Below are 12628 nucleotides of genomic sequence, written 5' to 3'. Positions count from 1 at the left end.
TTCGGGTTTTCCTCCGTGTCCTCCGTGTCCTCCGTGGTTCATGCTTTTTTGCCTTAGTACGTCAGCAGCAGGTTGAACAGGATCGAGTACTGCGGGCCGCGCTTGTCTTCGTCATACAGCTGCTTCAGGCCCTTGCCGGGATAGAGCGCCGCGGCCGAGGCGTTGAGGACGACGTTCTGGCTCATGAACGGCCGGTACTGCACGGCGCCCGAGACGTCCCAGCCGATCTCGCGGTCCGGCGGCTTCTGGTTGCGCAGCACGCCCAGCACCGTCGTGTCCTGGAAGCGCAGGTAGTTCACGTTGCCGATCAGGCGAAGCTGCGGCAGCACGTCGGCATCCACGCCCACGCCGAGCAGCATCAGGCCCGGGTTCACGAAGTTCGACTGGCCCTGCTCCTTCGAGGTGCGCAGCGACGCGAGCACGCCGTTGCGAGCGGAGAGCGCGATGCCGCCGCCGCCGATCAGCGGCACCGACTGGCGGATCCAGAAGCTGGTGTCGGCCCCCGCGAAGAGCGGGTTCTCGAAGATCGCGTCGAAGCCGGTGGCCTTGTGGTCGTAGGGATCCTTGTCGCCCGACTGGTAGAGCGCCGAGAGCCGAAGGCGCATCCAGCTGAAGTCGCGCGAGAACTCGGCCGCGGCGAAGCCCGCGCGGATGTCCTGGCCCTGGCCGGCGAGCGAGTTGTGGTCCTCGTGGCCGAGCGCGATGTAGAGCGAGGTCGAGAGGTTCCAGCGGTCGAGGAACCCGCCCGGGAAGTTCCGCAGGTGGCCGTCGCCCGTGTAGCCGAGGTAGCCCACCGTGTAGTTGCGGCCGCGCTCGTCGCCCAGGGCCGCGGGCCTCTCGATGAAGCCGTTGTTGTTGAAGTAGTTGCCCTGCGTGCCTTCGCGGTTGATGTTCAACGCCGCGAGGCCCTGCGAGGTGAACCCGACGAACGGGAAATCCTGCTGGTAGTAGTTGGCGAGATACGTCTCGTCCTTGCGCATCCGCGTCCACGGGTCGTTCAGGCCCGAGTTCGTGTCCTTCTCCATCTTGCGGAACCAGCCCACGTTGAACTGCACGTGGTTGTTGTCGCGGATGCCGAAGTAGCGGATGCCCATCGGCACGTCGTTCAGCAGGAAGCCGCGGAAGTCCGACGTGATCGGCTGGATGCCGACGCGGATGGAATCGAAGTCGTAGCGGTCGGAGACGTTGCGCAGGTGGACGTCCACGAACGCGGTCTGCAGGCCGACGTGGTTGTCGCTGCGCTCGGTGCCCTGGCGCGGGTCGATGCGCAGCGCCCGGTTCTCGTCGACCTCGGCGCGGTTGTACTGGATCGCGGGCGTGATGCGGATCTCGTAGTCCGGCGGCTTGAAGGTCGTGTTGCCCTTGATCGCCGCCATCTCGAAGATCAGCGTCTCGACGAACACCTGCTGCTTGCCCTGGCCGAAGATATCGACGCTGTTCGGCCGGATCGAGGTCTGCGGCGCGACCGGCGTCGGCAGGCGGCGCAATTCCACCAGCGAATCGGAGATCGCGGTGAGCGAGAAGAACCAGTCGGGCTTCAGCTTCTCCGCCACCCACGGCAGGTTCTCCTTCAGCCACGGGTCGTTCCAGAGCGGGAGATCGCCCTTCAGCACGTTCTGGTTGTACGGGTCGTAGCCCGGGAACTTGAATCCGAGCGCCTGCATGATCCGCCAGCGGTCGGGCACGGGCGGCGCTTCGCGCGGCGCGCCCCGCGTGGGGCCCGGCAGCTGCCACGGCTCCGCGGGCGGCGGGCGGAAGCGCAGCGGCTCGCTCCCGGTGCCCGGACGGCGCTGGATGATGTCGCCCTCCTTCGGTTCCGGAGGCAGCGGCTCGTCCTCGTTCACCTGGGGCTTCAGGCCCTCGGGCGGCTTGTCGGGATACGTGGGCGGCGCCGGCACCTGCGCGCGCGCGCCGAAGGCCGCGAGCAGCATCGCGCCCGCGATCGCGTTGGCGAGCCGGCGGCTATTTGCCGGCACAGACATTCTGCTCGTCCGAATCGTTGAACGGCGCCTGCGGGCACTGCACGTAGCGAAGCCGCACGCCCTGCGGCGTGAGGTTGTCGGCGCGGCGCTCCAGCGGTGCGTTGCCGATGCCGTTGTTGAGGCGAACCCCCGCGTTGTGCAGGCCGAGGAACGCGATCATGTCGTCCTGGTCCACGCCGTCGCCCGAGATGCCGATGGCGCCGGCCAGCACGCCGTTGCGGTAGATCGGCACGCCGCCCGGGAAGATCTGGATGCCGTTTCGCGCGATCGAGATGCCGCGCGGGTCCGCCGTCTCGGGCTTCCCGGCGAAGGCGCGCCCTGCGCAGCCCTCGGTGAGATCGCCGAGGATGGCCTTCAGCAGCTGGTTGTTCACGAGGTCCAGCTGCAGGCCCACGTTGAACGGGCTCCACGAGGTGATCGGCTTCGAGAACGAGCCGTTGACCGACGTATCCAGGCCATCGGGGAAGTACGGCCGGTGGATGTTGCCGATCGCGCGCATCGACCAGGCGGTGCTGCCGGTGAGCGCGTTGATGTCGCCGAGGAAGGCGCGCGTGGCCGGGACGTAGCTCGCGATGGAGCTGGGCTGGGTGATGAGCGGGTCGAGCGACTTCAGGTATTCCGCATCGGGCGCCCCGAGGATCAACGCGGCGGCCTGCGCGCTCGAGATCAGCAGCGCTCCGCGCGCCTTCTGCGCCGAGACGTCGATGCCGAAGAGCGGGCCGTCGGAGGTGCGCGTGAGCCCGAGGATGTCGCCGTTGGTGCCGACGACCGTGAACGAGACCTGCGCCGGCGAGCCGAGGGGACGCAGGATCTGAGCGCGCGCGCGGTTGGCGATCTTCACCGCCTCGACGAGGATCGTCTCCACGTCCGCGGCGGAGAGCTGACCATCCGTGCTCGCACGCGGCGGGAAGCGATTCACGTTCGACGTGTTGACGAGGACGTACGCACCGACGGCCGCGAGCGCGCCGGTGGCGGGCACGATGCCCGAAGCGGGCGTGCCGTATGCGGTGCCGGCGCGAACGGCCGCCGTCGAATAGTTCGGCACTTCGAGCACGTGCCCCGGAAGCGAGGCGAAGGGTGCGGCCTGCGCGGGGTTCGAGCGGATCGCGTCGGAGTCGACGTAGCGGAACGTGACGCCGCCGGCGGTGATGTGATCGGCGCGGCGGTCCACGGGCGCTTCGAATCCGCTGCTGCCCGCGACGGCGATCAGCTCCTCCGGATCCTCGTCGCGGTCCTGGATGTTGCGGTCGATCGTATAGAGGCCGTTGGCCTCGACGCCGATGCCGCCCACGACGACGCCGTTCTTGTAGAGCGGCATGCCGCCCGGATCGGCCGAGAGGCCGAGCGGCGAGCGCTGCGGGCCGATCGTGCCCTGCGTCATGTTGCGGTTCACGTCGCTGCACGTGAGCTGCGAGAACTGCACGCCGAAGAGCGGGCCCGAGGGCTGCTGGCTCTCGTGCGGCAGGAAATGCTCCTGGACGATCTGGCTCGCGGTGCGCGTCGTGAAGGCGTTGCCCTGCGACGAGAGGAAGGCGCCGGTGACGGCCTTGGCGATCGACGACAGCGCCGCCGGGACGATGCCGGTCGGAATGCCGTCCAGCCCGCCCGTGACACCGAGGCCGCTGCTGATCGCGATGAACTTCGGCGCGCCGTTCATTTCGTAGACGGCGAGCACGTTGCCGACGCGGTCCACCACCGTGATCACCGCCGGCGAGTTGCGCGCCGTCGCTTCGCCCACGGCCTGCGCGACGATGCGTTGCACGTCCGCGACTGTGAGGAGGTTCGTGGGCGGCGGCGGCGGGCAGTTGGCGCTGCACGCGGGGTTGCCGTCGCCCGCATTGCCCGACGAGCCGCCGGAGCATCCCGAGATCGCGGCCGCCACGAGTGCCGCGCCGAGCGCGGCGAGCCGCCAACCGCTACCGCGCACCGGCCGGACCCTCCGCGACGCGCGTCGTGCCCTTGGGCTTGAAGGTCGGATCATACGGATGCTTGAGATCGTGGAAGCCGTGGCACATGAGGCAGTTCGACGTGAGGGTCTTCTCGACCGTGTGCTTGCTGCCGCCGTGGCACTTGCGGCAATCGTCGATCGTGGGCATGGCGACGTCGGTGGAGGACTTCGACTTCGCGACGTTGTGGCAGTCCGCGCAGGGCGCCTGGGCGTGGGCCTTGTGGTCGAAGCGCACGGCCGGCATCCACAGGTTGTTGGCGCGGATCTTCGCGACGGTCCAGTCGGGGCCGTCGGCCTTGTCCTCGCGCGTGACCGCGTGGCAGATCTTGCAGGAGCGGACCTCGAAGAGCTCGTGGGCCACCTTGTCGGCCTTCTTGCCCGCCATGTTGAGCGCGACCTTGCGCTGGTCCTCGCTGGGCTCGCCCACCCTGCGCAGCAGCCCTTCGCTCTCGACGCCGAAGGCCTTGACGAAGCTGTCCTTCACGCCGTTCAGCGCGAGGTTGGCGTAGAACTCCTCGACCACGACCTTCGCTTCGCGAGCGTTGCCGTGCGGCACCTCGCGCGTGGTGACGGCCGGTTCGAACTCGAGGCGGTGGCACTCCTGGCAGTTCTTCTTCATCGTCACCGGCTCGAACGTGTTCTTCGACGCGTTCGGCGCGTGGCAGGCGGCGCATTCGAGCTTCACGCGGCCCTTCGACGGCGACTTGATGCCTTTCGGGTCGAGGTGGATGTCGTGCGGGAAGATGAGGTTGGAGCTTTCCTTGATCGGCGTCTTGCCGTCCATGCGGATGCGCTTCAGGCCCGTCTCCGTGGGCAGCGTGAGGCGGAATGGCGGATGGTTGGCCGCGAAGTCCGTCACGTTGAGCGAGGTGGCCAGGTTGGACTTGCCGCGCACGTCCTTGTGGCAGTCCACGCACATGCGGTCGTTATCGCGGTGGGTCGTCTTCGTACCCTTGTGGTCGACGTGGCAACTCGTGCAGCGCTGTCCCTCGAACATGCCGGGCGCGCCGCCGGCGGGCTTGAGCATCTCCTGCGAGACGTGGTGGCCGATGTTGCGATGGCACTCGAGGCAGGCGCGGTCCTTCACGTGCTCGAACGCGACCTCGTGGCAGGCCGCGCATTTCATCTCGAACGGCTGGTGGGCGAGGATGACCGGGCCCGGGTTCCAGAAGCGGTCGCCGGTGATGGCGTTGGCCTCCGAGGCGGCGCGCCACGGGAGATCCAGCACGCGGGCCGCGGGGAGGGCAAAGAACACGATGCCCAGGATCACGAAGAACGCCCACGCCGCCCAGCGCTTGGGCAGGCGGAGCGAGGAGAGCGAGAGCTTGGTGGCGCGCGAGCGGATGTCGCCCGTGGTGGCGGCTTCCAGCGGGCGGACGAGCTCGATGGTGATCGCGCCGTCGTAGCCGGCCGGCGGCTCGAGGGCGGTGAACTTGTACGGGCCGACCTCGATCGAGGCGCCGGCCTTCAGGCGCACCGACTTCACGGCCTTGCGCGTAGTGCTGCCCGGATTGACGATCCCGGCCTCGCCCTCGGTATAGACGATGCCGCCGCGATCCATGATCAGGCCCTGGTTCAGGGCGACGCGCGGGTCGGCGAGGTGGATCTCGGAGCTGGCGGCGCGGCCGACGCGGATCCAGTCGCCCTGCACCAGCCTCTTCTGCTGCATGACCCGGCCGCTGCGGCCGGTCGTCTGGGTGATGACCTGTAGTTTCACGGCGCGCCTACCAGTAGAGGAACACGGACACGACGTGGATCGTCAGCGCCGCCAGCAGCGCTATCGACAGCGGGACGTGGATGTAGAGCCAGAGATCCAGCACCGCCTTGTAGCGCATGTCGCGTCGCACGCGCTGCAGCAGCTCGTTCTTCTGCAGCAGGAGCTGGTAGACCTCCTTGTTCAGGTTCGCCTGTTCGCCCGAGAGGCCCTTGGCCATGCCGGGCAGCTCCCTCACCGCGGCCGCGGTGGCGCAGGAGCGGTCGCGGCCGGACATCACGCGGCCGAAGCTGCCGCCCAGGCGCGTGTTGGCGATCGACTGGTCGACGATGGCGAAGAGCTTGTCGGGGAGCGACAACGCCTTGTCGCGCATTTCCTTGTCGATGTCGGCGATGTGCATGAGCATCGAGGACTGCGTGTCCTCGCCGGCGTTGACCGTCATGTCGCGCGGAACCCGCAGGTAGATGAACACGCCGTACATGCCGCTCACGATCACGAGGACCATCAGCACGTAGGCGAGCGTGTGGACGTTCCAGCCGAGCTCGAAGCCGGTGTGCAGCGTGGCCACCACCAGCAACGCCACGCCGAGATAGACGTGGGCGGAGAGCCAGCCTTGGGCCGTGCCGACGTTCGACTTGTAGCGGCGCTTGCGAACGCCGAAATAGAGCAGCCACAGGATCAGCAGCGCCCCGATGGTTCCCAGCGTATAGCCGAGCCAGGTGCCGCCGTAGGGCTTGAGGGGCGGGTCGTGCCAGATGTAGACGCCCGCGGTGACGGCGCAAAGCAGCAGCGCCAGCTTGAACCAACGAAAGTTGGCGTACTCGAGGATCGAGCGATGCTTCACTGGGTCACGCCTCGCCTGGAAGTGATTCGCTGCTTCTTTTTCGTTGTTCTTGGTCTTTTGTTCGTTCTTATTGATCTTTTGGATGCGACCTCGGCGGCCATTCTAGCCTCATCGTCCGGTGCCGCCTAGGAGGAGTTTACAAATCGCTTGGGTATAATTCGTGACCTTCCCGCTTGCCTTCCGGCTTCATTCTCCGATGGTCGCCTTCTGGATCCTCGCCACCCTGATGATCGGTGTGGCGCTGGCTTTCGTGCTCTTCCCCCTGCTTCGCGCCCGCGCATCCGCGGCGCCGAGCCCGTCCGATGCCAACCTCGACGCCCTGCGCGAGCAGAAGCGCGAGATCGAAGCCGACATCGCCGCCGGCGTATTGCCGGCCGATTCGCGCGACGAGGCGCTGGGCGAGCTCGCGGCGCGAGCCGAGGCCGAGATCCCGGCTGCGGGAGATGCACCGATCGTGCCAGCGCGCCGCGCCTGGCCGCTCGCCGCGGGATTGGCCGTGGTGCTTCCCGCGATCGCGATCGGCCTTTATCTGTGGCTCGGCAATCCGCGGGGACTCGATCCCCTGGCGATCGCCGCCCGCCAGGGCGCCGAAGCGCCCCCGGCAGGAGCACCCGGCGAGCAGGCGGCGCCGGGCACCCCGCCCTTCAGCGACCAGCAGATCCTCGCGATGGTCGAGACGCTGGCCGCGAAGGTGAAGGAACGCCCCGACGACGTGAAGGGCTGGTCCCTCCTCGCCCGCTCGATGAACGCCCTCGGCCGCTACGCGGAGGCCGTCGATGCGTACGAGCACCTCACCAAGCTGGTGCCGAACAACGCGGACGTGCTCGCCGACTACGCAGACGCCCTCGCGATGAAGCAGGGCCGCGACCTCTCGGGCAAGCCGTATGCGCTGGTGAAGCAGGCCCTCAAGATCGATCCCAAGCACCAGAAGGCGCTGGCTCTCGCGGGCACCGCCGCCATGAACGAGGGCGACTACGCGAGCTCGCTCCGCTACTGGCAGGCGCTCGGTGCGCAGGTGCCGCCGGGCTCGGAGGACGCGTCGAAGGTCGACGGCATCCTCGCCGAGGTACGCAGCCGCGCCGCGTCGACGGGCAAGCCTGTCGCGGGAGGGCCCGCTTCGCCGGCGCCTCGCGTCGCGCAGGCACCGCCGCCTGCGAGCGCGCAGCCTCCTGCGGCCAGCGCGCAACCCGCGGCCCCGGCTGCCGCCGGGCCCACGGTTTCGGGAACGGTGACGATCGCCGACGCGCTCGCCCCCAAGGTCGCGATCACCGACACGCTCTTCATCTTCGCGCGCTCCGAAGGCGGGCCGCGCATCCCGCTCGCGGTGTATCGCGGCGGCGCGCGCGAGCTGCCCAAGGTGTTCGTGCTCGACGACTCGATGAGCATGGCCCCGGGCATGAAGATCTCCACCGCGCAGCAGATGCGCATCGAGGCGCGCGTGTCGAAGTCGGGCAACGCCACGCCCCAACCCGGCGACCTCGTCGGATCCAGCGCGGTGGTGAAGCCCGGTGCCCGCGACGTGAAGATCGTCATCGACCGCGTCCTGCCGTGAGCATCGCGCGTCTCGAGGTGCGCTCGCTCGCCGCCTCGCGCGGCCCGGTGACGCTCTTTCGCGACCTCTCCTTCGCGCTCGTCCCCGGCGAGATCGCGGCCGTGCGCGGCCCCAACGGCAGCGGCAAGACGACGCTGCTGCGCTGCGTCGCGGGCCTCACCCAGCCGGAAGCGGGCGACGTCGTGCGGGAGGGCGGGATCCTCTTCCTGGGGCATCTTCCCGGCATCAAGGACGATCTCACCGCGGAAGAGAACCTCGAATTCGCATTGCGGATGCAGGGCGTGGACGCCGACGCCACGAAGATCCGCACGGCCCTTTCGGTCGTGGGACTCGAAGGCAAGCGCCGCGTGCCGGCTCGCCGCCTCTCCGCGGGACAACGCCGCCGCATCGGCCTCGCGCGGCTCACCCTTTCGACCACGACCGGCCTGTGGATCCTCGATGAGCCGCTCGCGTCGCTGGACGCCTCGGGCGAGGAATGGCTGGGCGGCATGCTGGAAGCGCACGCGGGGCGCGGCGGGATCGCGCTGGTCGCGACCCACCATCCGCTGCCGCTCGCGAAGATCACCCCGCGCGACATCGCCATCGGGCCATGAGCGGCTTCGGCTGGGCGTTCGCCCGCGACCTCACGCTGGCGCTTCGCCATCCCGGCGGGACGATGCTCACGCTGGCCTTCTTCGTGCTGGTCGCCTCGCTCTTCCCGCTCGGCGTGGGCGCCGATCCGCAGCTGCTCGCGCGCATCGGCCCGGGCGTCATCTGGGTGTGCGCGCTGCTCTCCGCGTTCCTGTCGCTCGCGTCGCTGTTCGCCGACGATTTCGCCGACGGCACGCTGGAGCAAATGATGTTGTCGCCGGACCCGGTTTTCGCCTGGGTGTCCGGTAAAATTGCGGCTCACTGGATGGTTTCGGGATTGCCCCTGACGCTCCTCTCGCCGCTCCTCGGACTGCAATACGGCCTTTCCTCCGGGACGCTCGTCGCGCTCGCCGCTGCCCTGTTGCTCGGCACACCGGTGCTCTCGCTGCTCGGCAGTGCTTGCGCCGCGCTGTCGCTCGGGGCCCGCGGCGGCGGAACGCTGCTCGCCCTCCTCGCCCTACCGCTCTTCGTGCCGGTGCTGATCTTCGGCGCAGGCGCCGCCGAAGCCGCGGCCAATGGCCTGGGCGCCGGTCCCCATCTTTCGCTGCTGGGCGCCATGCTCCTCGTGGCCGCCGTCGGGGTGCCGTTCGCCGCGGGCGCGGCGATCCGCATCGCCCTCGATTGAGCCGCGCGTGAATCCCTTCTATCTCTCCTCGCCATCGACCTTCTTCCACTTCGCCGGACGCGTGGCGCCCTGGTTCTTCGGGCTCGCGGCGGTGCTCGGCGCGGCAGGCCTCTACGTGGGCCTGGTGCTGGCTCCGACGGACGCGACGCAAGGCGAGGTCTACCGCGTGATCTTCATCCACGTGGCCGCCGCGTGGATGTCGATGTTCATCTACTTCGTGATGGCCTGCTACGGCGCGATGGCGCTCACGTTCAACTCGCGCCTCTCGGCGATGATGGCGCGGGCACTCGCCCCCACGGGAGCGATGTTCACCTTCGTCGCCTTGTGGACCGGCGCCTTCTGGGGGCGGCCCACGTGGGGCACGTACTGGGTGTGGGATGCGCGCATCACCTCGGAGCTGGTGCTGCTGTTCCTCTATTTCGGGTTCATCGCGCTCGCCAACGCCTTCGAGGATCCGCGCCGCGGCGACAAGGCGGCATCGCTTCTCGCGATCGTCGGCATCGTGAACCTGCCTATCATCTATTTCTCCGTGCAATGGTGGAACACGCTCCACCAGGGCTCGTCCGTGAAGCTCACGGGCACCTCGATGCACGTGACGATGCTCACCGGGATGCTGCTCATGGTCTTCTCCTTCTGGATGTACGCGATCGGCGCCGCGCTCACGCGCGTGCGCTCGATCATCCTCGAACGCGAGCGGCGCACGCGCTGGGTGCGCGCGCTGAGGCCCGCCTGATGGACCACACCTTCTTCCTCGCCATGTCGTACGGCGCCACGGCGGTCGCCATCGCGGTGGAGCTCGTGGCGCTGGCGCTCGGCCGCAAGCGGGCGTGGAATCAGGTCGACGAGGAGCGCGAGCTTGAAGCCCAGGACTAAACGAGCCGCGTGGATCGGCGCCGGAGTCGCCGCGCTCGGCGTCGCGGTGGCGCTCGTGCTGAACGCGTTCCAGTCGAACCTGGTGTTCTTCTTCACGCCGAGCGACGTCGCCGGCCACAAGGCGCCGCGCGACCGGGCGTTTCGCATCGGCGGGCTGGTGGAAGCGGGCAGCGTGAAGCGCAATCCCGACGCGCTCACCGTCGCCTTCCGGGTCACGGACACGGTGGAGACGATCCCCGTTATGTACACCGGCATCCTTCCCGACCTCTTCAAGGAAGGCAAAGGCGTCGTGGCGCAGGGCAAGCTCGGCCCCGACGGCGTCTTCCGCGCGAGCGAGGTGCTCGCCAAGCACGACGAGAACTACATGCCGCCCGAAGCGGCCGAGGCGCTCAAGCGCGCCGGACATCCCATGGACAAGACCTCCTTCGCCGGGCAGAAGGACACGAAAGACAGCCGGAGCGCCAAACCATGATTCCCGAGCTCGGGCACTTCGCCCTCGTCATCGCACTCGCCCTCGCGCTTGCGCAGACCGTGCTGCCGCTGGTGGGTGCCGCGACCAACCGCCGCACTCTGATGGGCACGGCCCGCCCGATCGCGATCGGCCAGTTCCTCTTCGTGGCCCTTTCGTTCGCCGCGCTCGCCGCGTCATTCGTGGCGAGCGACTTCTCCGTGGTCAACGTCGCCAACAACTCGAACACGCGCCTGCCCACGGCCTACAAGTTCGCCGCCACCTGGGGCTCGCATGAAGGCTCGATGCTGCTCTGGACGCTGATGCTGGCCGGCTGGACGCTCGCGGTCGCCGCATTCAGCCGCCATCTCCCCGACCGCCTCGCCGCGCGCGTGATCGGCGTCATGGGATTCGTGAGCGCGGGATTCCTCCTCTTCATGCTGCTCACGTCCAATCCGTTCGCGCGCCACGTGCCCGGGCTCGCCGAGGGACGCGACCTGAACCCGCTGCTGCAGGACCCGGGGATGGTGATCCATCCGCCGATGCTCTACATGGGCTATGTCGGCTTCTCGGTCGCCTTCTCGTTCGCGATCGCCGCGCTGATGGAAGGCCGGCTCGATGCGGCGTGGGCGCGCTGGTCGCGCCCGTGGACCACGGCGGCGTGGTGCTTCCTCACCATCGGCATCGCGCTGGGTAGCTGGTGGGCCTACTACGAGCTCGGCTGGGGCGGGTGGTGGTTCTGGGACCCGGTCGAGAACGCGTCCTTCATGCCGTGGCTCGCGGGCACGGCGCTCATCCATTCGCTCGCCGTCACGGAGAAGCGCGGCACCTTCCGCAGCTGGACCGTGCTGCTCGCCATCACCGCATTCTCGCTCTCGCTCGTGGGTACCTTCCTCGTACGCTCGGGCGTGCTGACGTCGGTGCATGCATTCGCCACCGATCCGGCGCGCGGCATCTTCATCCTGATCTTCCTCGTGATCGTGATCGGCGGTTCGTTGGCCCTGTTCGCGTGGCGCGCTCCGCGCGTGGGAATGGGCGGCGGCTTCGCGCCGGTGTCGCGCGAATCGCTGCTGCTCGCGAACAACATCCTGCTCGCCGTGGCCCTGGCCGCCGTGATGCTGGGCACGCTCTACCCGCTCTTCCTCGATGCGCTCGGCGCCGGGAAGATCTCCGTCGGTCCTCCTTACTTCGAGGCGGTCTTCGGCCCGCTCATGGCGCCCGCCGTGTTCCTCATGGCCGTGGGTCCGGTCGCGAGCTGGAAGCGCGCCGAATTGCCCGCGCTCTGGACCCGCCTCAAGTGGGCGCTGGGCGTCGCAGTCGCTGCCGCGATCATCCTGCCCTTCGTCTTCGGCCGCTGGTCGCCGTGGGTGGCCTTGGGCCTGCTGCTCGCCGTCTGGGTGATCGCCGCGTCGATCGTGCAGGTGCGAAATCGCATCACGACCGCATCGCAGGCCACGCTCGGTGCGCGGATCGCGGCGCAACCCGCGCACTGGTGGGGCATGGTCGTGGCGCACCTGGGCATCGCGGTCTTCATCCTCGGCGTGACGCTCGTGAAGGGCTACGAGACCGAGCGCGACATCCGCATGGCCCCGGGCGAGAAGACGAGCGTCGGCGGCTTCGAATTCACGTTCCTCGGCACGAAGGACGTCACCGGCGCCAACTACGTCGCGGTGCAGGGCCAGTTTGAATTGCGCAAGGAAGGCTCGCCCGACGTGCTGCGCATGATGCAGCCCGAGAAGCGCGTCTACGCGGCCGAAGGCCAGACGATGACGGAAGCGGCGATCGCCACGCGCTTCCTCGGCGATCTCTACGTCTCGCTCGGCGAGCCGGTGGCCGAGGGCGCCTGGGGCGTTCGCGTCTATCACAAGCCGTTCGTGGACTGGATCTGGGGCGGCTGCTTCCTGATGGCGCTGGGCGGCTTCGTCGCCCTCGGTGATCGCCGTTACCGCAGCCGGGTGACGGCACGCCATGCCGCCGCCACCGCGCTCGCCGGAAAGGCCGCCTGACCGACC

The 12628-nt window shown here is 68.7% G+C and carries 11 protein-coding genes; 7 read left to right on the top strand and 4 right to left on the bottom strand.

Going from position 1 to position 12628, the window contains the following annotated elements; genetic code table 11:
- Positions 1 to 53: 53 nt before the first annotated feature.
- From DSM104443_RS10055 to DSM104443_RS10040, 4 genes are read right to left on the bottom strand one after another with little or no spacing between them, the layout of a single operon-like run.
- Entirely contained in the window at positions 54 to 1976 is a 1923-nt protein-coding gene (locus DSM104443_RS10055) for a hypothetical protein (protein WP_212757087.1), read from the bottom strand.
- Positions 1963 to 3909: a heme-binding protein gene (locus DSM104443_RS10050; RefSeq protein WP_212757085.1), complete on the bottom strand. Its 1947-nt coding sequence runs from the start codon at positions 3907 to 3909 to the stop codon at positions 1963 to 1965. Before DSM104443_RS10050 ends, DSM104443_RS10055 begins: the two co-directional genes overlap by 14 nt.
- Positions 3899 to 5647: a cytochrome c3 family protein gene (locus DSM104443_RS10045; RefSeq protein ID WP_171091806.1), complete on the bottom strand. Its 1749-nt coding sequence runs from the start codon at positions 5645 to 5647 to the stop codon at positions 3899 to 3901. Before DSM104443_RS10045 ends, DSM104443_RS10050 begins: the two co-directional genes overlap by 11 nt.
- A 7-nt stretch (positions 5648 to 5654) precedes the next feature.
- On the bottom strand, positions 5655 to 6488 hold the full coding sequence (locus DSM104443_RS10040; RefSeq protein WP_171091805.1) for a hypothetical protein: 834 nt from the start codon (positions 6486 to 6488) through the stop codon (positions 5655 to 5657).
- A 196-nt stretch (positions 6489 to 6684) separates the two neighbouring features.
- Here DSM104443_RS10040 and ccmI point away from each other — a divergent pair, with 196 nt between their 5' ends.
- Genes ccmI through DSM104443_RS10005 form a run of 7 tightly spaced genes read left to right on the top strand, consistent with a single transcriptional unit; the run spans position 6685 to position 12622 of the window.
- On the top strand, positions 6685 to 8040 hold the full coding sequence (ccmI, locus tag DSM104443_RS10035; protein ID WP_171091803.1) for a c-type cytochrome biogenesis protein CcmI: 1356 nt from the start codon (positions 6685 to 6687) through the stop codon (positions 8038 to 8040).
- Positions 8037 to 8633: a cytochrome c biogenesis heme-transporting ATPase CcmA gene (gene ccmA, locus DSM104443_RS10030; protein WP_171091801.1), complete on the top strand. Its 597-nt coding sequence runs from the start codon at positions 8037 to 8039 to the stop codon at positions 8631 to 8633. Before ccmI ends, ccmA begins: the two co-directional genes overlap by 4 nt.
- Positions 8630 to 9295, top strand: coding sequence for a heme exporter protein CcmB (ccmB, locus tag DSM104443_RS10025; RefSeq protein ID WP_171091799.1), 666 nt, complete (start codon positions 8630 to 8632; stop codon positions 9293 to 9295). Before ccmA ends, ccmB begins: the two co-directional genes overlap by 4 nt.
- A 7-nt stretch (positions 9296 to 9302) precedes the next feature.
- Positions 9303 to 10028 carry a heme ABC transporter permease CcmC gene (gene ccmC / locus DSM104443_RS10020; protein WP_246232820.1) on the top strand — a complete coding sequence of 242 codons (726 nt, stop codon included), beginning with the start codon at positions 9303 to 9305 and terminating at the stop codon, positions 10026 to 10028.
- Positions 10028 to 10168, top strand: coding sequence for a heme exporter protein CcmD (ccmD, locus tag DSM104443_RS10015; protein ID WP_171091795.1), 141 nt, complete (start codon positions 10028 to 10030; stop codon positions 10166 to 10168). The genes ccmC and ccmD overlap by 1 nt, the downstream gene beginning before the upstream one ends.
- Positions 10152 to 10640, top strand: a complete 489-nt coding sequence (gene ccmE / locus DSM104443_RS10010; RefSeq protein ID WP_171091793.1) for a cytochrome c maturation protein CcmE — start codon at positions 10152 to 10154, stop codon at positions 10638 to 10640. The genes ccmD and ccmE overlap by 17 nt, the downstream gene beginning before the upstream one ends.
- Positions 10637 to 12622, top strand: coding sequence for a heme lyase CcmF/NrfE family subunit (locus DSM104443_RS10005; RefSeq protein WP_171091791.1), 1986 nt, complete (start codon positions 10637 to 10639; stop codon positions 12620 to 12622). Before ccmE ends, DSM104443_RS10005 begins: the two co-directional genes overlap by 4 nt.
- The last annotated feature ends 6 nt before the right edge of the window (positions 12623 to 12628 follow it).

Origin of the sequence: Usitatibacter rugosus, assembly GCF_013003965.1 — a bacterium.
Classification (GTDB): domain Bacteria; phylum Pseudomonadota; class Gammaproteobacteria; order Burkholderiales; family Usitatibacteraceae; genus Usitatibacter; species Usitatibacter rugosus.
Note: the sequence above shows the minus strand (reverse complement) of the source record. Positions and strands in the feature narration are given on the sequence as shown.